Origin of the sequence: Paenibacillus sp. FSL P4-0338 (assembly GCF_038002365.1) — a bacterium.
GTDB lineage: Bacteria > Bacillota > Bacilli > Paenibacillales > Paenibacillaceae > Paenibacillus_AQ.
In genome coordinates this window covers 851,317-877,120 of record NZ_JBBOCG010000002.1, presented here as the reverse complement: position 1 = coordinate 877,120, position 25,804 = coordinate 851,317, and the positions used below count along the sequence as shown (strand labels likewise).

The window sequence follows — 25,804 nt, the reverse complement described above, 5'->3', positions numbered from 1 at the left end:
CCGCTTGGTGCTGTCTTGCTAATTCGCTATGTTATTTGAGATTGGTTACTTGGCAGCCGAAGCCCACATCTTCTCCAGCCACTGATCGAAATCCGCGCCCTTCTCGCCTTCATAGGCATCGTAGATATCAACCCGCATCTTCTTCAGCTTCTCTTTGAACTCTTCGTAGGTATGGTCCTTGGGCAGGCTCTTCTTAATCCGCAGAATAATCTTGGACAACCCTTTGAACAGTTCGGCTTTGTTCTTCGATGGAACCTTGACCTCTTCGCCGAAAGCCACCAGCTTGTTATATGCGGCTTCTTGCACGGTATATACAGGATCGCTGATCATCAGGCGATTAAGGATATCGATAATTTGTTTGTGGTTGTAGCGGCCCAGCTCTTCTACCGCTTCAAGACGCGCTCTCCAGTCTGCGGAACGGCCGGCGGCTTTCTTCAGTTCGTCATAGTTCTCTGGCAGCTCTTGGATTACTTCTTCATTATTCAAGCGTTACAATCCCCTTCTTGGTTAAATCTGATATATAGAACGTAATCATCTTACTTAGTGCAATTCTACCGTACTGCGCTGCTTGATTTCAATCTTTTGTCCAAACATTCATGGAAAAAGACTTGGAGGACGGATTTTGACTAACGGTAGCCGTATGCGTATAGTATGTACCAAATCATCCACCAGTAGATAAAGGAGACCCACCATAGATGAAAGCCATTGCTATACATATGCCCGGCCCGCATGGGAATCTAACAGAAATTGACCTCCGTCAGCCTGCTCCAGGTGAGCATGAGGTGCTAATTGAGATGTATGCGACCTCTGTTAATCCGGCAGATTGCAGCATACTGGATGAAGCACGGATTGCCAGCGGGGAACCCCCTGCTGCCTGTCCATTCATTCCAGGCGTTGTTGTAGCCGGAATCATTGCAGACACCGGCGCAGGGGTGAGCCGCTTCAAGCCTGGCGACGAGGTATTCGGCCTGAAGCCCGCTAGTGAGAGCGGAGGTTACGCGGAATATACGTTGGCCAAGGAGCATGAGCTTGCGCTTAAGCCCCCGGGGGTATCCTTCGCAGCAGCCGGGGTGTTACCCGCTGCCGGGCTTGCCGCCTGGCAGGCGTTGGCTGCCGCCAAGGTCGCAAGCCGGGACCGCGTGCTGGTGCAGAACGGTACAGGCGGAACCGGCAGCTTCGCAGTACAGCTGGCCAAGCTCAGGGGTGCTACGGTGATTACTACCGTCAGCGGCGATGAGGAGCTGGATATTGCCTGGGGCCTCGGGGCCGATCAGGCGATTAACAGCAGCGAGCAGGATTGTGCCGCGATTCTGGGACAGAGTATCGATGTGGTGATCGATACCGTAGAAGGCAGGGTGCTAAGCAGAAGCTTCGCGGTACTGGCTCCGGGCGGAAGGCTGATCTCCACTGCTGAACAACCTGATCCAGCCTTGGCAGCACAGCAAGGAGTTACAGCAGCTTATCTGACTCCCGCTGCCGATCCCTACCAGTTGAGCGAGCTGGCCCGGCTGACGGCCGGGCGGAAGCTGCAGCCGCTGATCGGCGGTGTTTTTCCGCTGAGTGAAGAAGGGCTGCGCACTGCACATGCGCTCAGCGCAAGCGGGAAGACGCGGGGTGTTATTGCTATTACGATAATTGATAAGCGATAATTCAGTTAAAAGTTATGTACCAGCACGACCAGCAGCACAGCCATCAGGATACCGGGCAGCAGGTTGGCTACCTTGATCTTAGTGATCCCGAGCAGGTTCAGACCGATTCCGATAATCATTACCCCGCCTGTAGCGGTCATCTCTGCTATGCAGTCGTTCAGCAGCGCATCAGGCACAAACCGGGTGATCTGCGTAGCCAGTAAAGCGATGGCACCTTGATACATAACAACAGGAATAGCCGAGAACATCACTCCGATGCCCAGCGTTGAGGTTAGAATTATGGCAATGAAGCCGTCCATGATGGATTTGGCGTAGAGGATTTCATGATTGCCTTTGATACCGCTGTCCAGCGCGCCTAGAATAGCCATGGCTCCTACAACAAACACCAGGCTTGCCGTGACAAGCCCAGCGAGATACTCCCCTGTCCGCCTGCACCTACTCTGCGCTCCAGCCAATCGCCCGCACGGGTGAATTTGCCTTCAATGTTGATCCACTCCCCGGCCACTGCGCCGATCACCAGACTTAGAATGACGATGAGGAAATTCCCGCTTTTCAGGCCCATCTGCACCCCCAGCAGCATAAGCGCCAGTCCAATCGCTTGCATCACAGTGTTCTTCATACTCTCCGGTATCCGCTCCAGCAGCTTGCCCAGCAGAGTTCCGGCAATAATTGCTATTCCATTCACGATTGCTCCGAGCAGTACCATTCCTCAGCAACTCTCCCGTCGATTCTTTTCTCTCTTAATCTGCATTATAAGGGCAGCCGTCACTATTGAGTCAAGACTATTCTCTGCTGGCAGGAATGATAAGCTCCGAGACGCACCCGGCGAAAAATTGACAAATTTCGGTTAGCGATGGTACGCTCACTAATATCGTTCTTTTAATAGAACAAATCCGGTGCGGATCTGTTCACAACTCAGGTGAGGAGCGTCTCTATGACTGACCGGAAGATCCTTAATCAGGCAAGCTTAACCAAGGAAGTACGCCTTATTCTTGCACTACTGAATTCCGGAAATCCAGATGAGACGGCGCGGAAGCATCCGCAGTTGTTCACAGAGGTGAACTGGGACTTATTCGTGGAGCTGAACCGTCAGCACAGGGTGTATCCCTACCTCTATTCCAGGCTGAGCAAGATGGAGGAGAAGGCGGTCCCTTCTGACGTTCTGGAGCAGCTAAAATGGCAATACCGCAGGAATACGGTGCAGATGCTCCAGCTTAGCGGTGAAATGAGCACTATCGCAGGTCAGCTGGCCGAGCTGAATATCCGCTGTCTGTTCCTCAAGGGGCCGGTGCTTGGGCAGGAGCTGTACGGAGACCTGTCGCAGCGCACCTCCCGGGATCTTGACTTCCTGGTGCCGATTGAACAGCTGGAGGATGCCGAAACCTTGCTGATCCGGCTGGGCTATGAGAAGGAAGACAAGTTCGAGAGCCTGCTTGGCGACTGGAAATGGCGGGAGCATCATTCGACGTTCGTGCATCCGCTCAGCAATGTTAATCTGGAGCTGCACTGGCGGTTAGGGCCAGGGCCTGCCAAAGAGCCTGCGTTCGACGAGCTCTGGCGTCACTCGCGGACCAGCAGCGCCTTCGGCCAGAATGTCCGCTATCTGGGGCCGGAGGATCTGTTCATGTTCCTGGCTGTACACGGTGCCAGACATGCCTGGTCCCGGCTGAGATGGCTGCAGGACATCAAGATGCTGCTAATGGGACAGCAGCCGCCCGACTCCGCCAAGCTGGTCCGCTTACTACAGCACTATGATCACAACGCCATAGGAGGACAGACGCTGATTCTGGCCAGAGAGCTGCTGGAGACGCCTGTCGATTCCAGCCTCGCCCCTCTGATGGACAGCCCCAAAGCCCACAGGCTGGCGCAGGATATTCTGTTCTATCTCCCTCGGATTGTGAATTTGAATACCCCTCCACTGGAGCCGGAGGTGGAGCAGCACTTCAAGCGGTATCTGCCAAGCATTCTATCCACCCGAAGCCGGATGCTCCGCTCCGCCAGCTTCCTGTACCCTTATGCTGCGGATGCCAAGATGCTGCCGCTGCCGAGAATGCTGCATTTCTTGTATTTTCCGCTGCGGCCTTTGCTGTGGAGCTGGCGGAAGATTACGGGTGCGGAGAAGGAGAATTAGGCAGGGACAGCCATACCAAAAAGGCAAGTGCTGCGTTAGATTAGCAGCACTTGCCTTTTTACGGTTTCGGAGCCGGGTGGCGGTCAGCCAATGTAATCGGTTTTTCGATTACATTCGGGCTACAACCTCTGCGCCCATCCAATGTAATCGGTTTTTCGATTACATTCGGGCCACAACCTCTGCGCTCGCCCAATGTAATCGGTTTTTCGATTACATTCGGGCTACACACCCACGCAGCACCGAATGTGTTCGGTTTTTCGCCTACATTCGCGTTTTAGGTATACCCTTATCCAGCTTCTTCCTGCCCTTTCAACAATCGGCTGAACATGCCGCCCTTCTCCGAAGCCAGACCGCTATAGACTCCCTGCTGGATGACCCGGCCCTGGTCGATGACCAGAATCTGATCGGCATCGCGGATCGTGGACAGGCGGTGGGCAATGACGATGACGGTCACCGATGCCTTAATCCGCTCCAGCGCCTCTTGAATCCGTTGCTCGTTCTCGGTGTCGAGCGCACTAGTCGCCTCATCGAGCACCAGAATCGACGGCTTGCGGATAATGGCGCGCGCCAGCACCAGGCGCTGCCGCTCCCCGCCCGACAGGCGGACACCCCGGTCGCCGAGCAGCGTATCCAGTCCGTCCGGCAGCTTGCGGACAAAGTCCGCCGAGGAAGCAAACTCCAGTGCCTCCCACAGCTCAGCTTCCTCCGCATCCGGCTTGATCATCATCAGATTATCCCGGATGGTAGCGTTGTACAGGAACGGGTCCTGCGCCACATACCCGATGGATCTCCGGTAGGACAGCAGCCGCTCCCCTGTGACCGGCTGACCGTCCGCCAGAATCTCCCCGTTCTCCGGCTGCATCAGTCCCATGAGCAGATCGACGAGCGTGCTTTTGCCGGCGCCTGAACGTCCGACAATCGCCGTCATCTGCCGGGCGGGAATCTGCACATTCACGTTCTGGAGCGAATATTGCGGCTCGTCCGCATGATAACGGAAATCGACATTCCGGGCTTCTAGACCGCGCTCCAGCGTCAAAGGCAGCACCCGTTCTCCGCCTTGATCCGCTTCATGCTCGACAGCAGCCAGACATTCTCCCTGCAGCGATTGCAGTTGTTTGAAGGATGGCACTACTGAGGCCAGCTGCTCCAGCAGCGACTGTAGCGTCGAGAAGGTCGGCCACAGCCGGGTGAAGACGAGAATGACCAGCAGCAGATTCGGCCCTTCCACTTGCATGAACCGGAAGGAGACGAAGATAAATACAGCAATCAGCAGCGTGGAAGACAGCTTATACAGGAGCTGGGAGTTAGAGCGCAGGCGCGTATAGTCGAGCTGCTCCTGCTTAACTTCGCCGGTGAAGGCATGCAGCCATTCGAGGCGGGACTGCTCCAGATTATTGCTTTTGATATCCTTGATTCCGTTCAGCTGATCGGTAATGCCGCCCAGATACGTCTTGCCCAGCTCCGTGCTGCGGCTGCCCAGCCTCTTCGCCTTACGGATGAACCGCCGGGAGAAGATGGACAGCAGCGCCGCACAGACGAGCACCGCCAGTGTCATCTTGGGGGACAGCCAGAAGGCAAAGGCAATCTGCACCAAGGTGAACAACAGCGAAGTGAGAAACTGCAGGAAGCCGCTGATACCCGCCAGAACTCTGGCTAGCTCCGTGGTCATCATATTGATCAAATCAGAGGTGCGTTTTCTCAGAAAAAAAGACCACTGTGCCCGCAGCAATGCGCTATACACCTCATATCGCAGCTGCCTGCCATAGGTCTGCTGAATTTCTACATTGCGAATCGCTACAAACCTTGCAATCAGATTCTGACAGAGCACAATTAGAACGTAACTGCCCAGCACCAGCAGCAGCGCTGTGGATTGCGGCAGTTCACTGATGAATCCGAGCATAGGCAGATGATAGCCCGCCGCCGCGCCGCCCAGCTGAATGCCGGCCATGCCAAGCATGGGAACAAGCAGCAGTATGGCAGAGCTCTCCAGCAGACCGCTGATCACCATGCCCAGCAGATTAAGATACAGCTTCACGCCCGACAACCGCTGTAGCTGCCGGACGTAGTAGATTATGGCTTGCATGGACCCACCTCGATTACTCGGCTTGTAACACCTTCGCGAACTTCTCCACCACCACGAAGCCTTGCATAGCGTCATCCCCCGAGACATAATGGGCTCCGCTGCGCAGCCAGGCGTGGGCAATCATTTTGCCCTGCTTATCGCGGGCCACCCCCATGTAGAGGGTACTCTCAATCCCCCGCTTCTCCAGCATCTTCAGGGCGGCTACCGCCCGGACCATACAGGTGCTTTTCCAGGGAGTATAGCGGCTCATCACCCGGATCGCCTTGGTAATCTGCTGGATGCGGCGAATATCGGAAGTTCTGGATACTTCGGGAGTCTCCATGGATTTCACCCCCAGCTGCGGGGCGGTCCTGGCAAAGGGGAACAACAGCTGGATGCGGACCAGCATCAGCCGCCATAACGTCTCGGGAATCAGCGCAAGCAACGCCTTGTCATGCACCAGCAGAAGACGGAGCCGCCGGAGAGTCATCATGGCCCGCTAACGATAGAGACAAGATCCTCATTCAGCAGATTCTGTACAAAATCAATGACATCCTGCTGCGCCAGCTCTGCCGGTACCTCAAAGATCTCCTGCATCTTCCCGGCAATCTGCCGAATCGATACCGGTGAAGCCAATGCTTCCCAGATCTCACCGCCGACTTCGCCGAGGTTGTAGTATTTCCCGTTCTTCACATTCAGCATGACCTTCTCGCCGTCCATGTCACTTGCGATATTGCCTTCCCGTTGAACCAGTACCGACTCCAGCGACAGCACTTCTGTAGTATTCATATTCATAGGTTCATCTCCTTCATCTTAGGCATAATCGTCTCCATAATCATTTCCGTCTGCTGCGGTGCACTGAAGCCCTGCTCGGGGCGGGTCAGCCGGTACATCGGCAGCCGGTTTACGAACGAGGCCAGCAGCCCGAAGTGCCATTCTCTGACACCCATAGGGTCAACCAGCGCTTTTTGATAAGTATGATTGTATAAGGTATGAAGCCGGTCCAAGCCGCTTATAGCCTCTACGGCCACCGGCCCGTCCTGCACCACAGACAGTTCAAAAATGCCGGCCAGCGGCAGCGGCTCACTCTGGAACCGGTCATGCACCGGTACCGCGAACTTGGTCTCCCGCTGAAACAGCGGACGGTATGCAGACGAATTCATTCCCAAATAGTCCAGGCTCTGCTGCCACAGCTTCTGCTGCGGATAACCTGGAACAGCTAATGGATGTCCATTATGCACCAACACGGGAATAACGTCGTCACTGACCAGGAGATGTCCCTGATCCATCAGATAGGAGGCAAGCGTGGATTTACCCGCACCTGAACGCCCCACCAGCGCATAGGCTTTATTGTCCAGCACAAGCGAGCTGCCATGCAGGGCCAGTATTCCTTTTTGCATCAATACTACCCCCATACAGCTGCCCAGAATGAATAAGCGGATGCTATCCGGATCGGCGCCTGCTGCTGGAGAGACTGTAATCGTACTGCCGTTCTGTATGGAAAAAATAGCAGTGCCCTTCACCATGAACATCACTTCATGCTCCGCGATGCCCAGGTTCGGCGTAATTTTCGGTATCGCTTCCCATCGTTCAGACAGAAGGCCTTCCACTACCCACAGGCTCCCTATCCTTCCGGGGTGATCCATACGGGGGAGCTCCGGCAACGGGAACTCACTGAGGATATGCAGGCCAAAAGCCTTATAACCGAGGCATTGCACTGTGCCAGCCATACTGCTCACTCCATCTCAGTCAATTTCACCCGTTGTCTTGCGGATGACAAGTGGAAACGGCATTGCCGTCCTTTGAAAGGACGGTACTGTTTCGGAACGTTACTTCGGATAAAGGGATAGCCCTGATCCCCCTCCAGCAAGCTAAGAGGGATTAGGGCTGAGCGGTAATGCAGGAAGACTAGGAGTGACTAACGATTTCATCTGGATCGGCTTGGAACGCATCGGCAATGGATACCCCCGGGCCAGCCATAGTCATTTTCACATCCAACACTTCCAATGCAGGCTTGCTGTATTCCTTTTTCATCTTGTCACCCCCTTTCAAGAAACGTCCTTCAGGAGAGCCGCTTCAAAAAGCGGTAGAACACCAGTCCTCGCGTAAGAAGGCGGAAATCTGTGTTAAAGATTAATAATGGTTCGGGCTCACTACCCAGCCGGTCCAAGCATCCGGCGAGCCCGGGACGATTCAGATAAGACGAAGCACGAGGGTCTTGCAGCATCTCCCTCAGCTCCTGCTGGAACCTCTGCCACTCGGGCAGTATACGGGTAATGCCGTCAGCTCCCTGAATACCGCGGCGGGTCTGGTTAAGCCTGACCTTATCCGGCAGCCGCCCCTCCATCGCCCTGCGGATGAGCGAGCGGTCCATTCCGTTCTGGACGTATTGCTCCTCAGGCACCGACATACAGAAGTTGATGACACGCAGGTCATTCGTCGCATCCCGGTCCCAGACCCTGTACTTCAGCGACAGCTTGGTAGCCGCCGTTCCGTTCACATTCCAGACATGCGGCTGGCGGAAATGCTCTCTGCGGATATCGTACACAGTCTGGGAGGCTGGCGACTGGTCCAGCTCCTTCAAGCGCTCCTGCACCCCTGTCCGCCGGGCAAATTCAGGATGGATCAGTTCCGGCGGAGCCTCCTGCTTCCCGGTCATCAGCTGGCCCAGGGCAGGGAATACCTTGCGCCCGGCAATCTTCAGCATTCTTTTGCGGCTTACGCCCATCGAATGGCTGTACAGCTTATTCTCCCGGTAAAAGCGGAACCAGCGGAACTCCCGCAGCAGCTTCGCCTGGTAATCCAGCGCCGGCCCCCAGGAGATACTCCAGTTGCCCCGCTGTCCGCTGAGCAGCACACCGGCATTCTTCAGTCCGGCTTGTTCATATATGCCCCTCAGCCAATAGGAATTCTCTATGAATTTGTAGGGCATCTCCATAATATCGAGCCATTCGTCGATTTCGCCATAAGAGCTGCGGTCAGGAAAATTGTAAAAGCCAGGCTCAATATTCCCGACGTAGTCGACGGTCTCCTGAATATATGGACGCTCATCGGTCACCCGCTGGCCCAGCTTGAACCCTGTAAAGTGATCCAGGGGATATGAACTGAAGGTGTAGAGCGGCTTACCTTCGCTGCGAAGCGCCTCTGCCGCAAAGCTCACCACCGCCCCTGAGTCCAGTCCGCCGCTTAAGTTCGCACCCGCTTCAAGATGGGTACGCAGCCGGTCCCGGACTGCACGTCCGAACACTTCACGGAATGCCTCCTCATACTCGCCATTGCTGCGCAACCGGAGTGGAGACGGGGTCTGGAAGGTGTAATACCTGGAGAAGGTTATCCCCTTCGCGCTGACTGTCATTGAATGCGCCGGGGGCAGCTGCTCCACACCCTGATAGACCGTGGAGAACATATCCGCGACATCCATCCGGCCCTGGCCTGCCAGGTATTCAGAGATCCAGCCTTCATGCAGTGCGTGTGTTCCATCCATTAGCGTGAGCAAGGGATGAATCACGGTGCAGAAGGAGAACTGTCTGCCAGAGCGGTGAAAGTACAGCGTCCGGCTCCCCGAGAAATCCCTCGCTCCAAACAGCGTCTGCCTGCCGGCATCCCAGATCATGAAGGCAAAATCTCCGACCAGATGCACCGGAGCCTGATCCCCCCATTTCTCATAGGCCAGAAGAATCAGCAGACTGTCCGGCATCGACTCCTGATCCTCCCGGACCACCTGAAGTTGTCCGAAGAGTTCGCTGCGGTTATCAATGATGGCGTCCGCTACGATCGTCAGCTTCCGCTGCGGATCATAATAGGGAAGCACCTCGCCCCGGGACTGCGGAGTAATCCACTGTGCGTGGCACCCGAGGAACAGCCCCTCCGTATTCCAGCCCCGGGCATCATCCGCCGGATAACGCTGCAGCTCCTGCATCAGTCGCAGGCCAAGCTCCGGGTCCAGCGGCCCATGCTGCATAGAATAGATCCCGGCGATTGCACTCATGGGTTAACCTCCAGCTGTCTATAATTTCGCTACCGTTACAGTACTAGGTTCATTACAACAGGTTCTTAATAGTGAACACTTCTTATTACCTAAGATAACGTTCTTGCCATTAAATGTGAATAGTACCTGAGAGTACTTTTAGGTATCCTTTAGCGTATTGACTATAGTTAAAATCTATGGTATTAAAACCCTGAAATATGACCTATGGTATATAATGGCTTATACTAAAAGTGACTGATTCACCAAATACCTTTAGTAGGAGCTAGATTTATGAAGAATTATTCAATGGACCCCATCCTGATTCCCGTACCGGAAAGCTTCGAAAGCAGCCGCCTGCAAATTCGCTCAGTAGCATGGGGAGACGGCGCTACTATACATGAAGCGGTACAAGAGAGCGCAGTGGAATTACGGCACTGGATGCCTTGGGCCCAGCAGGTCCCTTCTGTGGAAGAATCAGAGGTATCCATCCGGAAATCACGGCTGCAGTTTCTGGAACGCAGCGATATCCGGCTGCTGCTTTTTCATAAGAAGACGGGACAGCTTATCGGGAGCAGCGGCTTGCACCGAATCGATTGGCGGGTGCGTAAATTTGAAATCGGATATTGGGTTCGCACCTCATACGCGGGTCAAGGTTACATCTCAGAAGCAGTAAATGCCATTACAGATTTCGCCATACAGGAGTTACAGGCTAACCGGCTGGAGATCCGTTGCGACTCACGCAATACACAGAGTGCTCGCGTAGCCGAACGTACTGGCTTTACCTTGGAGGGTATCTTGCGCAATGACAAGACCGATGTAACGGGTAGCTTAAGAGACACGATGGTCTACTCAAAGGTTCGCGGGGTTGAATATTAAACGGGATTATTTAATTTAACTTAACTAATACCTGTCTGGCGGAGAGGGGATTTAGTATAGTTGGGGGTATTCTTTTACCTATACACTGAAGGAGCAACTACCTATGGATACTCTTCAATTTGTCTGTAATTATAAAGATATAGAGCCGCTGCGGAACAGCTTTTTCGAGTTGGCAAAAGATACGTTCGAGCTGGAGCTGGGGCGCTGGTATGAGGAAGGCTTCTGGACGGATAAGTATGTTCCTTATTCTTATGCGGAGGGAGACCGGATCGTGGCGAATGTCTCGGTGAATCTTATAGAGCTAATTATTAATGGGGTGAAGTCCCCTGCTGTGCAGATCGGAACAGTAATGACTCATCCTGACTATAGAGGACGCGGCCTGTCTGCCCGTTTGATGGACAAGGTGCTGGAGGATTACGGACAAGCGTGTGAATTCATGTATCTTTTTGCCAATGAGTCAGTCTTGGAGTTCTATCCAAAATTCGGCTTCCACCCGGTGGAAGAACAGATCTTCTCCATGCCCTGCCTCGGAGGCGCTGCCGGATCTGCGGCAATCCGCAAGCTGGATCTTGCCGACCCGCGTGATCTGAGCCTGGTCTCTACCCTTGGAGCGCAGCGGGTACCGGTATCTGAGCGTCTTGGCGTCAGCGGCGCCCATGGACTCCTGATGTTCTACTGCCTGAATGTGTTCAGCGATCAGCTCTACTACCTGGAGGACGAGAATCTCATTGCCATCTGCCAGCAGGAGAATGGGCAGCTTGAGCTTTTCGATCTGATCAGCACACAGCCCGTCTCCTGCCGCGACATCGCCCTGAAGCTTGCGGACAGCGACACGGAGACGATCATCTTCCACTTCACCCCGGATGACCCTGGCCTGGAGTTGTCAGGCACCAGCCATTCAGAGGGCCTATTCGTCCGCACTCAGGGCGGGCAGCAGTATCCTGCTAACGTCAAGCATCCGGCTACTTCCATCGCCTAGGCGTACGCTACACTTTTAACCTTGTAAAATGTTCACAGCGTCATAAACTGCCCCTGCCGGGCCAGATAGGCTTCCTTGTCCTTATAGTCCGGCATTATACTGCCCAGGCGCCGCCAGAAGGAACGGTCATGATTCATATGCAGCAGATGACACAGCTCATGAATGATGACATAGTCGATCACTTCAGGCGGCGCCATGGCCAGGCGGTAATTGAACGTCAGCTTGCCGTCAAAGCTGCAGCTCCCCCACTTGGTCCGGGATTCCACAATCTCGATATTCTTCGGCTTCACTCTGAGCTGCGTCTGGTAGGGCTTGATGCGCTCTGCGATGATTTTTTTCAGACTGGCCGTATAGAACTTCTTCAGCGCAAGCTTCAGCGCCTCCGCATCCGCCTGCCGCTCCCCAATCAGCTCATGCAGCGCATACTCCTTCCCCAAGTACAAGAAAGCTTCTTCGTCTCCCTCATAAGCCTTAACCTGCGGCACCTGCCGGGCCGCGGCATTGCTGCGCAGCTTCTCCAGAATCTTCGGGCCTAGACTTGCTACCGCACCGAGGATCGTCTCTTCACTCGTTCCCTTGGGCGCTTTAACGGTAATGAGATCCGAGCCGTCCACCGTTACGGAAAGCTTCTTGCGCCTCACATACTGGACATGTAACGTCACCATCTGATCTTCTAGTTGAATCTGCATAGCCACCATCGTTTCTGTAATTTCTAGTACACACTAATACACCGGATAACCGGATACAAACACCGCCAGATACAGGAGACCCCCCACAATGAATAGCGTCGTGAGCAGGATATCCTTCCATCTCTTATCCTCCGTCAATAGCACAGCGGCGAAGGCCAGCGGAAAAGCTACAGCGAAATAACGCGGAGCAGACAGCAGCCAAGTCGGGGCCACCACATAGACGAAATAGGCGATCATGTACGCCATATAAGCGGGATTAAGCTTCTTCGCACTGCGGAGCATCATGAAGAGAACCAGGAAGATCGCGCACAAATTCGGCAGCCACAGCCCCAGGAATGACCGGTAATCGGCATCCTTGAAGGTATTCACCGCATACTCTATCTGATATCTCACGGTATCAAAAAAGAAGTAGAACCGCTGCGACCAGTGCTCCCGCTGATAAATACTGAACTGGAATGCGTTGCCCGTCACATTGTAATTGATGTAGAGATAAGCCAGCAGACCGAACGAGACGCTCACCAGAGAGAGGACAGCCAAGATCAGCTTATTCGTAAAAGCCTTCCGGTCCATTGACCTGTAGCCAGCAGCCAGCTCCCGGGCAAATTCCACGGCAATCGGCACGGCCAGCAGAATCCCCGGGGAACGGGTGAATCCGGCCAGCGCCGCGCAGAGGCAGCCCAGCAGCCAGCGCTTTTTGCGCACAAAATACAGCGCCATCAGGGAGAGCAGCAGGAACAGCGCCTCCGTCATGGGAAGGAAGAAAAAGAAGGCCGACGGAAAGATAAAGATGTACTTCACTACCCGCAGGGCATTCCTGCGCCCCATATCCAGCCGGGCCAGTTCATAAGCGAACAACGCCGCAACAAGCGTGCAGAGATTGGCTACAACAAATCCGGCAGCCATATAATTTCCTGTGAAGAACTGCGCCAGCTTGATCATAACGGGGAAGAACGGCAGAAATACAATATGAAATCTGGGGTCCCCTTCCGTCACATACCACCGCTCGGCAATGCCCAGATAGGACATCGCATCAATTCCGCGGATATGCCACATCTCAATGAAGCGGGAGAACAGGCTGCCGGAGCCTCCCTCCCGAAGCACCCAGAACACATAAGCTGCCAGGATCAGCAGCACCCGGCTGAATATCACCCACAGCACAATCTTCAACCAGGTCCGCTGCCGTTCCTCCGGCGAGTCGTCCATATTCACCGTCCGCAGTGCGCCTGGGCTCATGATGTATCCGGTTATAGCGGGTATGGCCCGCAGGCCCGTCCAGATAAACAGGGCCAGACAGAGCAGCGAAGCCAAGGTCCCCGCCAGGGTCCAGGTATGCACGGACACAGCCCATACCCAGACAGCTAATATCATAACAAGTATAAAGAGTGCTGAAATTGCTGTATTGACCTTTTTCACCATAGCCTCCGGTTCCGCAACCTTTGCGTTGTCTTTTTCTCATTTTCTTATAGAAATGCCTGTAGCACAATGATTAGTTTGATCGGGCATGACAAAAAAGGAACACTGCGTAAGATTCAGCAGCGTTCCTCTTCGATACAGCGTAGGGTAATCCTTAATCAGGATTTCGGAAGTAACGGGAAATGACAGGCTACCGGACGGCCCGGCAGGACCTCTTCCAGCAGCGGCTCCACGAAGCGGCATTTGTCCTGGACGAACGGGCAGCGGGTATGGAACCGGCAGCCCGAGGGCGGATTGGCCGGGGAGGGCACATCTCCCTCCAGCATAATGCGCTCCTGCTTGCGCCTTGGCGTAGGCTTGGGAATGGCCGAGAGCAGGGCGGCAGTATACGGATGCAACGGAGCCGCGAACAGCTCCTCCGTCTCTCCTACCTCCACCAGCTTACCCAGGTACATAACCCCAACACGGTCAGAGATATGCCGGACTACGTTAAGACCATGCGCGATGAAAAGGAAGGTGAGGCCCAGTTCCTTCTGCAGCTTCATCAGCAGGTTAATGACCTGGGATTGCACGGATACGTCCAGCGCAGACACGGCCTCATCGGCCACAATAAACTGCGGATTCAGTGCAATCGCCCGGGCGATACCGATGCGCTGGCGTTGTCCGCCGGAGAATTCATGCGGGTAGCGGTTCCGGCGGCTGGCATCCAGACCCACCAGCTCCATCAGCTCAACTACCCGGGCATCGATCTCCTTGCCGGACATCTTCCAGTGAATGCGCAGCGGCTCGCCGATAATATCCTTGACGAGAAAGCGCGGATTGAGCGACCCGAACGGGTCCTGGAAGATAATTTGCATCTCTTCCCGCAGCTTCCGCATGTCACGCGAACCCAGCGAATGGATATCCTGGCCCTTGAATAACACCTGCCCCCCGGTCGCACTTTGCAGCCGGAGCAGTACCCGTCCGAAAGTGGATTTGCCGCAGCCGGATTCCCCGACCAGCCCGAACGTCTCACCTTGGCGGATCGCCAGACTGACCCCATCCACAGCCTTCACCTGTCCAACGGTCCGGTTAAGCAGACCCTTGGTGATCGGAAAATATTTCTTAATATCTTTAACTTCCACCAGCACTTCAGAAGAAGCGGGTAGCTTACGGTCTGGTATGGTTGCTGCCCTGTTCATCATGCGCGCTTCGCCTCCCTGCTGGTACCCGCTGAAACTGGCTTATCCTTGAACAGCCAGCAGGCGGTCCGGTGATCACCCGTGATCATGAAATCCGGCGGCTCCTGGCTCCGGCAGATCTCCATAGCATGCGGACAGCGCGGGTGGAAGCGGCAGCCCGCAGGCAATTGTCCTATCGGCGGAATCGTTCCGCTGATCGTATAGAGCTCGCCTCCCCGTCCGCCTTCGAACCCCGGAATTGACTGGAGCAGACCTATCGTATAAGGATGGCTGGGATGGTCGAAGATCTCTTCCACACCGCCCTCTTCCACGATAGCACCCGCATACATGACAGCAATGCGGTCCGCCATCTCGGCGGCCACCCCCATGTCGTGGGTAATCAGCAGGATGGACATGCCAAGCTCCGACTGAAGCTTGCGGAGCAGATCCAGAATCTGCGCCTGGACCGTCACATCAAGCGCGGTGGTCGGCTCATCGGCAATCAGCAGCTCGGGCTTACAGGCCAGCGCAATCGCAATGACTACGCGCTGGCACATCCCGCCGGACAGCTCATGCGGGTACTGCTTCGCACGGATCTCCGGTGCGGGAATCCCCACTAATCTAAGCAGATCGACCGCCAGCTTCAGCGCTTCTGCATCCTTCTTATTCTGATGCAGCCGCAGACTCTCAGCGATCTGCTCGCCTATGGTGAAGACCGGGTTGAGCGAAGACATCGGGTCCTGGAAGATCATAGCGATCTGGTTGCCGCGGATTTCCCGCATCTCCTCCTGGCTCTTCGCCCCCAGATCCTGTCCATGGAAGTCAATCTGTCCATCCAGGATCATACCGCCCGCATAATCAATCAGGCGCATGATCGCCAGCGAGGTGACACTTTTGCCGCTGCCGGATTCGCCTACAATACAGACCGTCTGACCTTTATTCACCGTAAGGGAGATGCCGTCGGTTGCTTTGAGCAGCCCCTTCTCTGTCGCAAAGCCGGCGGTTAGTTTCCGGATTTCGAGTAGTTTTTGCGCCATTGTTCCAGCCTCCTCCGGGATTTGGTCACTTGCTGTCTGGGATCAAGGGCATCCCGGATGCCGTCGCCGATAAAGTTAACCGCCAGCACCACCATCAGGATGCAAAAGCCCGGATACACCGCCTGCATCGGATCAACCAGCATGAACTCCTGCGCGTTGCTAAGCATCAGCCCCCAGCTCGTAGCCGGAGCCTGGATACCAAGACCAAGATAGGACAATGCAGATTCACTGAGAATCGCGCCGCCGACCATCAACGTGGCATTGACAATAATCGGGAAGCTTGCATTACGGAGCAGATGCCGGAAGATGATCCCCCAGCTGGATACCCCGATTGCTCTGGCCGCCTCCACATACTGCATTTCACGCAGCTGCAGGAAGGTTCCCCGGACCAGCCGGGCAATACTCATCCAGCTCGTGAACGCCAGAATCAGGATCATGAATTTAATCTTTGTTCCGAACAGCGCCATCACCAGGATATTCAGGAACAGGGACGGTACGGAGTTCATGACATCAACAATACGCATGAATACCGTATCCACAAATCCGCCGAAGTAACCCGAAATGGCTCCGACCACTGATCCGACCAGCACGGATACAAAAGCAACGGAAAAACCGATAAGCAACGAGATTCGCGCACTGTAGAGCAATCTGCTGAGAATATCACGGCCCAGCTCATCAGTGCCGAGGGGATGACCCTCCGCTCCCGGCTTCAGGTTGGCGAACATCAGATCAATCTTCTCCGGCCCATAGGAAGTCAGGAACGGTGCGAAGATCGCCAGCAGCACAAAGATAAGCAGGACGGCCAATCCGCCCATGGCAAAAGGATTGCGTGAAAACTTCTTCCACAGCACTCTCCATGGGCCGGGAGGTCTGTCCAGATCCACCACTGGAATTTCCGGGTCGGTCCCGCCCGGCATCGGACTCATATCCGGTGTCCCCAGCGGCTTGGATACCTTCCCTTTGGCAAGCTCAGTATTGTCTGTACTCATGCTGCCTTCCCCCCTTGCTTGCCGAGCTTCACGCGGGGATCAACTACGACATACAGTATATCTGCCAGAAGATTGCCAATGACGACCATCACAGCCGTTACGATGGTCACAGCCATCAGTGCCGAATATTCGCGCGCAGTGGCCATCTCTACGAACCAACGGCCCATTCCCGGCCAGTTGAATACATTCTCTGTTAGTGCGGCCCCTCCCACCAGGATCGGAAGATCAAGGCCAAGTATCGTAATAATTGGAATAAGCGCATTGCGCAGGGCATGGCGGAAGACGACCTTCCGTTCCTTGACGCCTTTGGCCCGTGCCGTCCGGATATAATCCTGATCCAGCACCTCCAGCATACTGGCCCGCGCATACTTCATATAAGAAGCCAGGAAACCAAGTGCCAGCACTGTTATTGGCAGCACCAGATGCATGAATAAATCAGCGATACTGTCTTCCTTGCCTCTTGTATGCATATCCGACAATGGGAACCAGTCCAGCTTGAGCGACAGCCACTGCTGCAGCAGAATCCCGAACCAGAAGGTCGGCATGGCGAAGCCCAGATAAGAAATGAAGGAAGCCGTCTGATCCGATAAACCATAGACTTTGGTACTATTGTAGATTCCCCAGGGGATTGCGATCAGCAGCGATACCAGCCAAGCTGCCCCCATCAGGATTATGGTATTGCCGATACGCGGCCACAGCAGGTCCGAGATCGCAATATGGTTCTTAAAGGTATAACCCAGATCCCCTTGCAGCAGGTCGCCGATCCAGTGAAAATACTGTACAGGAATGGGCTGATCCAAGCCCAGGTTCTTGGCTTGCTGCGCAAATATTTCCGGCGTCAGTCCCGGTGCGAGCATCACTTGCGTAGGGCCGCCCGGAGCCGCATGGATGAGAAGAAAGGTTAGTATGGTAATCAGAAAGATGACCAGTACCGATTGAAGTACACGGCGTATCAGATATTCTGTCATTGGCTGTCCTCCTAGAGATGGTAAGGCGATAGATTACGGAAGCCCCCCATTTATACAAAAGGGGGAGGTGAAAGAGAATTCTCTTTCACCTCCCGCAAGTCTATTCAGTTAGTCGGTACGTTACTCGGTTACCCACCATTTGATAGCGTGGAAGAACTGTCCGTAGCCCAGTGACGGCTCAGGAGCATCCTCCTCTGCCCAGTGCACTCTAGGTCCTGTTCCGATCGCCTGACCATACTGATACAGGAAGACATAAGGAAGGTCGGTCGAGATTTCCTTACCTACTTCTTTGTAGATTTCTTTGCGCTTAGCCTGATCTACCGTGGAATATCCGTCTACCCACAGCTTATCCAGCTTCTCATTCTTATACCAGCCGCTGTTCTGTCCGGCAGGCGGGAAATACTTGGAGGAGAAAATGCTCTCTGCATCCGGGTCCGGAGTATTCAGCGACCATGCCAGCAGCAGGGCCTGATATTTACCCGGCGTTACGTTCTGGTCAATCCATGCAGCGAAATCGATCGCCTTAGGCTTCACTTCAATGCCTACATCTTTCAGGTTCTGCTGGATAACAGCGGCTACCTGTTCACGACGGCTGTTGCCGGCATTATACTGCAGCTCGAAGGAGAAGCGGTGGCCATCTTTGACCAGAATGCCGTCTTTGGCATCCGCAACCCAGCCGTCTTCAGCCAGGAGCTTCTTGGCCGTTTCAGCATTGTAATCATAGTTCACAGCAGCATCACCCGGGTCAGCCCAGGTATCTGGCAGGAACGGTGCATTCATCAGTGCGCCTACGCCCTTCAGGATATTGTCTACCATCCCTTGACGATTCAGGGCATGGGCAATCGCCTGTCTGGTCTTCTGTCCCTGGAACAGGCCGTAGCCATCCGGGAAGTTCTTGCCGTCAAAGTTGAAGTTAACATATTCATACTGTGCGCCCGGCTTCTGGATGATATCGATTTTGCCGTCAGCCTTAACTGCTTCAACCTGGGTTACAGGAATCGCACTAATATGGTCTGTGTCACCTTTCATAATCGCCTGAACTTCAGTATTCTGGTCGGCATAGACCTTATAGATAATCTGAGCGATATGAGGCTTCACGGTTCCCCAGTAGGCCGGATCAGCATCCAGGGTATGGCTCTCTCCCTGCTTCCAGGCTGTCCATTTCCACGGTCCGCTTGTAACGGTCTTAGCCGGATCTGTACCGAAAGCGTTTTTCTGCATTTCGGTCGGCTTCACATCCTTAAGAACATGAGCGGGAACAATCTCCTGAACGAGCGCGTACAGGAATGGGGCGTAAATCTGGGACATCGTGAATTTCACCGTGTGGTCATCGACCTTCTCCACGGTCTTCACCTTGTCAAAGGCACTGATCAGGGGCGAGCCAGTCTCCTTATTCTTGGCCATTTCAACGGTGTAGACTACATCATCTGCAACGACGGGCTGGCCGTCACTCCATTTGGCGGTATCCTTCAGCTTCACAGTGTAGGTCAAGCCATCTTCGGAGATCTCCGGCAGCGCGGCAGCCAGCGACCAATCCTCTGCCTGTACATTGCCTTCACGGTCCAGGTTATACAGCTTGGCGAAGACGAATTGGGCCACATCACCAGAAGCGGTGTCATTAACTAAGAGGGGATTAATATTAACAATATCGGAGAATGAGCTTGTAACTAGTGTTCCGCCGTCAACAGGCGCGTCAGCAGCAGGTGCTTCCGTAGCATCAGGCGCTGTACTCTCTGCCGGAGCTGTAGTGGCTGCAGGCGCACTTGTTGAAGAACCCGCAGTGTTATTCGTACTGCAACCTGTAAATAGAACCCCTACCAACGATAAGACTAGTAAACCTGACCACCATTTTCTCTTTTTCGCCATTCCTTTACTCCTCCTTAGTTAGGTGCTTGTACCTGCTCTTCAAAGCTTCTCGGGAGACTGGATGCTCCGGATCGTTATGCGCCTAAGACTGCTAATGACCGCCTTCGCATTACATGTGACATAACATCACACCTAATATATATTGAAGGAATGCGATAAATAGACCGCAGGTCAATTAGGATCAGGGATAACTTTTCCGGCGGGAAGCCTCACAACTTCCCTCATAAATTATGGTTTATATTACATGTGAATATATCTTACGTCAATATATTTATTTACCGCTGTATAATCTTACTTTTTTGCTCCTGAAACATTTACTTCCAATGTATCTTGGAATAACTGTAAAAAAACCTTTCACACATCATTATAATGAGTTTAATCGGGTTAGTTTTAATGACACTTTCTTATCATATTCGCTATTTTTCGACACTGTTCATCATATTTCTGTGTGTTTCTGCGCTAATCCTCTTGTTATCCAGCCCTTTTCAGGCACAAAAAAGAAGAATAACGGCTCCGGGCTCCCTCTGCCCCCGGCTCATTATCCTTCCTTATATACTGATGCTTTTTTATTTTTTTGACAAAATCGTGACTGAACTACTCTACCGACTTCAGCGCTTCAATCATATGAATCCGCTTGAGCTTGATGTGCATGAAAGCCATTACGATCCCTGAAAATAGTATGGTCAATAGCGCTGCATAGATGTAGCTCTGCCAATTGATAAGCGGAGCGAACATGGTGGCATCCAGCTCAGCGGTCGAGAGGACGAAACGGTGCAGGATCACCCCCAGGGCACTGCCCGACAGGATGCCGAGCAGGGTCAGCAGAATATTTTCCCGGTAAATATACAGAGTGACTTCCTTATCATAGAAGCCGAGCACCTTAATCGTAGACAACTCGCGGATCCGCTCGGATACGTTAATATTGGTCAGGTTGTACAGAACCACGAAGGCCAACGCGGCAGCAGAGACAATCAGCACCACAATGACGATATCCATACTGTCCATAGTTTCCTCGAAGGCTTCTCCCACTCCGCTGGAAAAGCTGACCAAGGCCACCTGGCCATTAGCAGTCAGCTTCTCCCTGAAGGCACTCTCCCACCCTTTATCCTTGCCGCTGTAGTTGAGTAATTGAGTATTATAGACCGGCTCCTTGCCGAACACCTCCATGTAGTAAGCCGGAGTCATGTATACGTAATGCAGCACATAGTTCTCAGTGACCGCTGATACCTTGACCTGGAATGGCTCATTATTGCTGTCAAGAAGCGTCAATGTATCCCCGGGAGCAACATCATACAGCTTGGCCAGCTTCTCTGTAATGACCGCGCCCTCGTCACTAAGTACACGCGGCTTACCGGTGCTGCGGTCCTTGAGATTAACGAAAGACGCCAGATCAGCTGTATCCGAGGGAACAAATATCCGCACTTCCTGATCGTTCACGCCTTTGGCCCGGGCGGTCATAGCCTCCTGCAGTACATTCAGCGTACCTGTCACCGCAGTCTCCTGTTCAATCAGCTTCTTATAAGAAGCCTGATCTGAGGCTGTTGCATTATCATGCAGGGCTACCAAGGCGCTGTATTTCATAATCCCGCCGAACTGCCGCTCGGCGATGCTGCCAATGGAATCCTTCAGTCCAAAGCCGGTCAGAATCAGCGCAGTACATCCTGCCACCCCGATAACGGTCATGAACATCCGCTGCTTGTAGCGGAACAGATTGCGGGCCGTTACCTTTTGCACGAAGCTGAGCCTTCTCCACAGGAAGGTGAAGCGCTCCAGCAGAATCCGCTGCCCGCTCTTCGGTGCCTTGGGCCGCATCAGCACAGAGGCGCTACTCCGCAGTTCCACCCGTGAAGCGATCATCGCCGTCATCGTTGTACATACCAGCGCTACGATGATGGAGATCACGGCGTAGGAAGGATAGAAGCTCTTGATCACATCCGGCAGGTTGTAGAGCGAGCTATAGGCATTATAGATCAGATCCGGGAAGAACGTGAAGCCGACCGCTAGACCCGTAATAGATGCCGCAAGGCTGGCGAGTGTTCCGTATACCAGAAACTTGGTCATAATGTCCATAGCGCCGTATCCAAGTGCCTTCAACGTCCCGATCTGGAGCCGCTGCTCCTCCACCATGCGGGTCATTGTCGTTAAACTGACAAGCGCTGCAATCAGGAAAAAGAATACCGGAAAAGCCGACGCAATCGCGGACAAACGGTCCGCATTATCCTTGTATTCGGCGTATCCCGGGTTAATCGTGCGGTCTGCCACATATATCTTGGGCAGCTCCGGCTGGCTCTGTGCGGCGGATGCTGCCTGTTGTTGCGGCTGTTGCTGTTGCGTCCCCTGCTGAGCCGCAGCCTGCTTGGCCGCTGCTACCGCCTCCGCCTTCAGCTCCTCCAGACGCTGCGCCGGGTAATCCTTCAGCGCCTCCTCCACCCCGGAAAGATGCTGCTCAATCAGCTTATCATACGCAGGCGTATAGGCTGTTTGGGCAACCGTATCCTTGAAGCTGAGGTATGCCTCCGTATATACCGGAAGTGTGAAATCCCCTTCCGGGATGAGCGCGAACGCATCAAGGGTCCCTTTGCCGATCCGGCTGGTTCCGCGGTTCGCGGTCTCAATATATTGCGGACTCTGCGCGAAGCCTACTACAGTATAGGTCTTGGTCCGGAAGCTCTGTTCGGGCTTCTCCCCGGCCTCCCCGCCGAAGATAATGGAATCGCCGAGCTTGAATTTGTCCTGTTCGCGCAGGTGCTCATCCAGTACAATCTCTCCAGAGGCTGCCGGGAGATGCCCGGCGGTGAGCTTGTAGCCGTTCAGTTCATTATTGTCTGCATATGAATAGACCTTGGCAATTAGCCCGCTGTCGCCAAGAAAGACATCCGAGCTGTATACAGGCTGAACCGTCTGCACCCCGGGTATCCCCCGAAGCTGTTCAATCCCTCGCTCCGACAGCCCGTAAGTGGACTGGACCCGCAGATCCATCAGCCGCAGATCCTTATAATAGGTTGCTGCGGTGTCCAGCATATCCGGTCCGGCCGACTTGATCCCGGAGAAGAAGCTGACCCCCAGCATAATAATTGCAAAGATCGAGAGGAACCTCGCCTTGGTGCGGCCGATCTCCCGAAAAACATCCTTCCATAGTGCCCGTTTCTTCATCATTCCCGGCTCCTTACCATTCGATATCTTCCACGGATACCGGTGCTTCGTTCTTCACCATTTTCCGTACCTTGGCGTTGTTGATCTCAATGACCCGGTCGGCCATTGGAGCAATCGCCAGATTATGCGTGATCACAATCACCGTTGTGCCGGTGTCGCGGCAGGTATCCTGCAGCAGCTTAAGCACCTGCTTGCCGGTATTGTAATCGAGCGCACCGGTCGGCTCATCACAGAGCAGCAGCTTCGGCTGCTTCGCCAGCGCTCTGGCGATAGCCACGCGCTGCTGCTCCCCGCCAGAGAGCTGGGCCGGGAAGTTATTCAGCCGCGCGCCAAGCCCCACATCCTCCAGCACCTTCCGGGCATCGAGTGCCCGGGGCGAGATCTGCGAAGCCAGCTCGACATTCTCCAGGGTGGTCAGATTAGGGACCAGATTATAGAACTGAAACACGAAACCCACGTCATTACGGCGGTAACCGGTCAGTTCCTTGGCGTTATATCGTGCGATGTCGGTACCGTCCACAATGACCTGGCCTTCGTCGGCGGAATCCATCCCGCCCAGTATGTTAAGCACCGTTGACTTTCCAGCCCCGCTGGGCCCTACTATTACAGCAAATTCACCCTTCTCAATCTCGAACTCAATGCCGTCATTGGCAACAATCAGGGTCTCCCCCATCTTATAGCGCTTATATTCGTCCTTCACCGTTACGAATGCCATGCCGTCTCCTCCTGTCTTCTCCACAAACCGCTTATGCACCAGAACTGGCAGATACGATTCAATTAGTCCAGTGTAGCATATGAACCCCCTATGATGGCAAAAGTGGGGGAGGCCGCCCTCCGCTGAATCCAGGTGACGCAGACTGCTGCGAGTATTCCCCTCACAGCAAAAAACCTCCTAGCGGAGGTTCTTGCTCAAGGATGTTGTTACTCAACCTTAATTTATGGGGTCGGCATTCCACCGTTGGCATTCAGAGTCTCGCCGCTGACATAACTTGATTCCTGGCTGGCCAGGAATACATAAGCCGGGGCCATCTCAGCAGGTTGGCCGGGGCGTCCCAGCGGGGTCTTGGCTCCGAATTCCTTCAGGACTTCCTCCGGCTGTCCGCCGCTTACCTGAAGCGGAGTCCACACCGGTCCCGGTGCGACAACGTTCACCCGGATTCCCTTAGGCGCCACCTGCTGGGCGAACGCCTTGCTGAAGGTGTTGATCGCGCTCTTGGTGGTGGCATAATCCAGCAGAATCTCTGAAGGCTCATAGGCCTGAATCGATGATGTATTAATAATCGTACTACCCGGCTTCATATGCTTCACCGCTGCCTTGCAGAGCCAGAACAGCGAGTAGACATTCGTCTTGAAGGTAGCGTCGAACTGTTCTGTAGTCAGATCCGCAATGTCTTTCACGAACTGCTGCTTACCGGCGATGTTAGCCAGGATATCAATCCCGCCCAGCTCCTCTACGGCCTTGGCAATCAACTGCTCACAGTACTTCTCGTCCTTCAGATCCCCCGGCAGGGCCACTGCCTTGCGGCCGGCTTCCTCTACGAGCTTAACGACTTCCTTCGCGTCAGCTTCTTCCTCCGGCAGATAGGCCAGCACCACATCCGCGCCTTCACGGGCAAAAGCAATCGCTACCGCCCGCCCGATTCCGCTATCCGCTCCCGTAATGACGGCCTTGCGTCCGGTGAGCTTCCCGCTGCCCTTGTAGGTACCCGCTCCGTCATCGGGACGCGGATGCATCTTCGTCTCCAGGCCGGGACTGGGCTGCTGCTGCTCGAATTCAGGCGTAGCCTTTTCATATTGCTGCACAGGGTCTTGAATCTTATATTGATCACTCATAATGTATTCCTCCTCTGTTCGCTTCTGATTGTGTAGGCTTCTGACTCTTTCTATGTAACCAGCTTCCCTTTTTCTCAAACGAATTATGTATGAGCGCTGTAACAAAACAACAGCCCCCTGCCAAAGAGCAAGGGGCCGTATCTCTATAACATAAATGGATCAGAATTCTTCGTACACAGCCGGGTCCTGGTCCCACAGCGGTCCGGTGGACGGAAGCTCAGCAATCACCTTCATCTCAGCCTCCGACAGCTCGAAGTCGAAAATATCCAGATTCTCCCGCTGATGCTCCTCCGACTGCGATCTTGGAATCGGAACGGCTGCCAGCTGCACATGCCAGCGCAGAACAATCTGCGGGACGGATTTGCCCTTGGCTGCGGCAATAGCTCGTAGCTGTTCATTCTTAAGCAGATCCTCGCCGCGTCCCAGCGGACTCCAGGATTCTGTGACGATTCCGTGCTGCTCATGATACGCGCGCTGCTCCGCCTGATGGTAGAAGGGATGCAGCTCAATCTGGTTCATTGCCGGTACCACCCCCGTCTCCTTGATCAGGCGGTCCAGATGCTCCGGCAGGAAATTGCTGACGCCGATCGAACGGATCAGCCCTTTTGCCCGCGCATCAATCAGTGCCTGCCACGCTTCCACATACAGGTTCACCTTGGGATTCGGCCAGTGGATCAGATACAGATCATAATAATCCAGCCCCGCCCGGTACAGCGATTCTTCAATGGTCTTAAGTGCTTCCTCATACTTATGATGGCGTCCGGGCAGCTTGGAGGTAATGAACAGCTGGTCTCTGGCTATGCCGCTCTGCCGCACCGCCTCTCCGACAACCCCCTCATTCTCATAGTTGAATGCGGAATCGATCAGACGATAGCCTAAATCCAGCGCTGTCTTCACACTTTCCACACCCTCAGCGCCTCTGATCCGCGCAGTTCCAAAGCCAATTGCAGGTGCCTTCCTTCCATCATTCAGCAGTATTTCCGGAATATGATTTGTCATGTTTAAGAGCCTCCTGTGTGAAGATCATCGATC

General features: G+C 54.2%; 22 protein-coding genes and 1 pseudogene. 4 read left to right on the top strand and 19 right to left on the bottom strand.

Annotation, left to right across the window (positions count from 1 at the left end):
• Nucleotides 1–45: 45 nt before the first annotated feature.
• On the bottom strand, nt 46–486 hold the full coding sequence (locus tag MKZ07_RS27785) for a HEAT repeat domain-containing protein (RefSeq protein ID WP_076161608.1): 441 nt from the start codon (nt 484–486) through the stop codon (nt 46–48).
• Nucleotides 487–695: 209 nt separating this feature from the next.
• On the opposite strand from MKZ07_RS27785, the gene MKZ07_RS27780 reads away from it, so the two are divergent.
• Nucleotides 696–1,649 carry an NADP-dependent oxidoreductase gene (locus MKZ07_RS27780; RefSeq protein ID WP_341028791.1) on the top strand — a complete coding sequence of 318 codons (954 nt, stop codon included), beginning with the start codon at nt 696–698 and terminating at the stop codon, nt 1,647–1,649.
• Nucleotides 1,650–1,654: 5 nt separating this feature from the next.
• Here the strand turns inward: MKZ07_RS27780 and MKZ07_RS27775 are convergent.
• Nucleotides 1,655–2,355, bottom strand: a pseudogene (locus MKZ07_RS27775) (DUF554 domain-containing protein).
• 228 nt (nt 2,356–2,583) lie between these two features.
• On the opposite strand from MKZ07_RS27775, the gene MKZ07_RS27770 reads away from it, so the two are divergent.
• Nucleotides 2,584–3,780: a nucleotidyltransferase domain-containing protein gene (locus MKZ07_RS27770; protein WP_036694592.1), complete on the top strand. Its 1,197-nt coding sequence runs from the start codon at nt 2,584–2,586 to the stop codon at nt 3,778–3,780.
• 286 nt (nt 3,781–4,066) lie between these two features.
• Here MKZ07_RS27770 and MKZ07_RS27765 read toward each other — a convergent pair whose 3' ends face one another.
• From MKZ07_RS27765 to MKZ07_RS27740, 6 genes are all read right to left on the bottom strand, one after another.
• Nucleotides 4,067–5,863 (bottom strand): ABC transporter ATP-binding protein, encoded by a 1,797-nt coding sequence (locus MKZ07_RS27765; protein WP_341028788.1) that lies wholly within the window; start codon nt 5,861–5,863, stop codon nt 4,067–4,069.
• Between the two features lie 13 nt (nt 5,864–5,876).
• Nucleotides 5,877–6,335, bottom strand: coding sequence for a lasso peptide biosynthesis B2 protein (locus tag MKZ07_RS27760; RefSeq protein WP_036694594.1), 459 nt, complete (start codon nt 6,333–6,335; stop codon nt 5,877–5,879).
• Nucleotides 6,332–6,637 (bottom strand): lasso peptide biosynthesis PqqD family chaperone, encoded by a 306-nt coding sequence (locus MKZ07_RS27755; protein ID WP_036694597.1) that lies wholly within the window; start codon nt 6,635–6,637, stop codon nt 6,332–6,334. The genes MKZ07_RS27760 and MKZ07_RS27755 overlap by 4 nt, the downstream gene beginning before the upstream one ends.
• Nucleotides 6,634–7,572 (bottom strand): hypothetical protein, encoded by a 939-nt coding sequence (locus MKZ07_RS27750; RefSeq protein ID WP_036694600.1) that lies wholly within the window; start codon nt 7,570–7,572, stop codon nt 6,634–6,636. The genes MKZ07_RS27755 and MKZ07_RS27750 overlap by 4 nt, the downstream gene beginning before the upstream one ends.
• A 178-nt stretch (nt 7,573–7,750) precedes the next feature.
• A complete protein-coding gene (locus tag MKZ07_RS27745) occupies nt 7,751–7,876 on the bottom strand; it encodes a paeninodin family lasso peptide (RefSeq protein WP_036694602.1) in 126 nt (41 codons plus the stop codon).
• Between the two features lie 28 nt (nt 7,877–7,904).
• Nucleotides 7,905–9,830: an asparagine synthase-related protein gene (locus tag MKZ07_RS27740; RefSeq protein ID WP_036694603.1), complete on the bottom strand. Its 1,926-nt coding sequence runs from the start codon at nt 9,828–9,830 to the stop codon at nt 7,905–7,907.
• 270 nt (nt 9,831–10,100) lie between these two features.
• Between MKZ07_RS27740 and MKZ07_RS27735 the strand changes: the two genes are divergently transcribed.
• Entirely contained in the window at nt 10,101–10,685 is a 585-nt protein-coding gene (locus MKZ07_RS27735; protein ID WP_036694604.1) for a GNAT family N-acetyltransferase, read from the top strand.
• A 103-nt stretch (nt 10,686–10,788) separates the two neighbouring features.
• Entirely contained in the window at nt 10,789–11,664 is an 876-nt protein-coding gene (locus MKZ07_RS27730) for a GNAT family N-acetyltransferase (protein WP_341028781.1), read from the top strand.
• Between the two features lie 32 nt (nt 11,665–11,696).
• Here the strand turns inward: MKZ07_RS27730 and MKZ07_RS27725 are convergent, their stop codons facing one another.
• The 11 genes from MKZ07_RS27725 to MKZ07_RS27675 all read right to left on the bottom strand — a co-directional run bounded on the left by MKZ07_RS27725 (nt 11,697) and on the right by MKZ07_RS27675 (nt 25,771).
• Nucleotides 11,697–12,353: a M48 family metallopeptidase gene (locus MKZ07_RS27725; RefSeq protein ID WP_036694657.1), complete on the bottom strand. Its 657-nt coding sequence runs from the start codon at nt 12,351–12,353 to the stop codon at nt 11,697–11,699.
• A 33-nt stretch (nt 12,354–12,386) separates the two neighbouring features.
• Nucleotides 12,387–13,688: a hypothetical protein gene (locus tag MKZ07_RS27720; protein WP_156949612.1), complete on the bottom strand. Its 1,302-nt coding sequence runs from the start codon at nt 13,686–13,688 to the stop codon at nt 12,387–12,389.
• A gap of 236 nt (nt 13,689–13,924) precedes the next feature.
• Nucleotides 13,925–14,950: an ABC transporter ATP-binding protein gene (locus MKZ07_RS27715; RefSeq protein ID WP_051493414.1), complete on the bottom strand. Its 1,026-nt coding sequence runs from the start codon at nt 14,948–14,950 to the stop codon at nt 13,925–13,927.
• Nucleotides 14,947–15,963, bottom strand: coding sequence for an ABC transporter ATP-binding protein (locus MKZ07_RS27710; RefSeq protein ID WP_036694608.1), 1,017 nt, complete (start codon nt 15,961–15,963; stop codon nt 14,947–14,949). Before MKZ07_RS27710 ends, MKZ07_RS27715 begins: the two co-directional genes overlap by 4 nt.
• Nucleotides 15,930–16,889, bottom strand: a complete 960-nt coding sequence (locus tag MKZ07_RS27705) for an ABC transporter permease (protein WP_036694659.1) — start codon at nt 16,887–16,889, stop codon at nt 15,930–15,932. The genes MKZ07_RS27710 and MKZ07_RS27705 overlap by 34 nt, the downstream gene beginning before the upstream one ends.
• A gap of 59 nt (nt 16,890–16,948) precedes the next feature.
• On the bottom strand, nt 16,949–17,920 hold the full coding sequence (locus MKZ07_RS27700; protein WP_036694610.1) for an ABC transporter permease: 972 nt from the start codon (nt 17,918–17,920) through the stop codon (nt 16,949–16,951).
• A gap of 120 nt (nt 17,921–18,040) precedes the next feature.
• On the bottom strand, nt 18,041–19,786 hold the full coding sequence (locus MKZ07_RS27695; protein ID WP_036694611.1) for an ABC transporter substrate-binding protein: 1,746 nt from the start codon (nt 19,784–19,786) through the stop codon (nt 18,041–18,043).
• Nucleotides 19,787–20,380: 594 nt separating this feature from the next.
• Nucleotides 20,381–22,942 (bottom strand): ABC transporter permease, encoded by a 2,562-nt coding sequence (locus MKZ07_RS27690; protein WP_445670310.1) that lies wholly within the window; start codon nt 22,940–22,942, stop codon nt 20,381–20,383.
• Between the two features lie 10 nt (nt 22,943–22,952).
• Nucleotides 22,953–23,654 (bottom strand): ABC transporter ATP-binding protein, encoded by a 702-nt coding sequence (locus MKZ07_RS27685; RefSeq protein WP_076161582.1) that lies wholly within the window; start codon nt 23,652–23,654, stop codon nt 22,953–22,955.
• A gap of 221 nt (nt 23,655–23,875) precedes the next feature.
• Nucleotides 23,876–24,772 (bottom strand): SDR family oxidoreductase, encoded by an 897-nt coding sequence (locus MKZ07_RS27680; RefSeq protein WP_341028778.1) that lies wholly within the window; start codon nt 24,770–24,772, stop codon nt 23,876–23,878.
• A gap of 159 nt (nt 24,773–24,931) precedes the next feature.
• Nucleotides 24,932–25,771, bottom strand: coding sequence for an aldo/keto reductase (locus MKZ07_RS27675; protein WP_341028776.1), 840 nt, complete (start codon nt 25,769–25,771; stop codon nt 24,932–24,934).
• Nucleotides 25,772–25,804 lie beyond the last annotated feature (33 nt).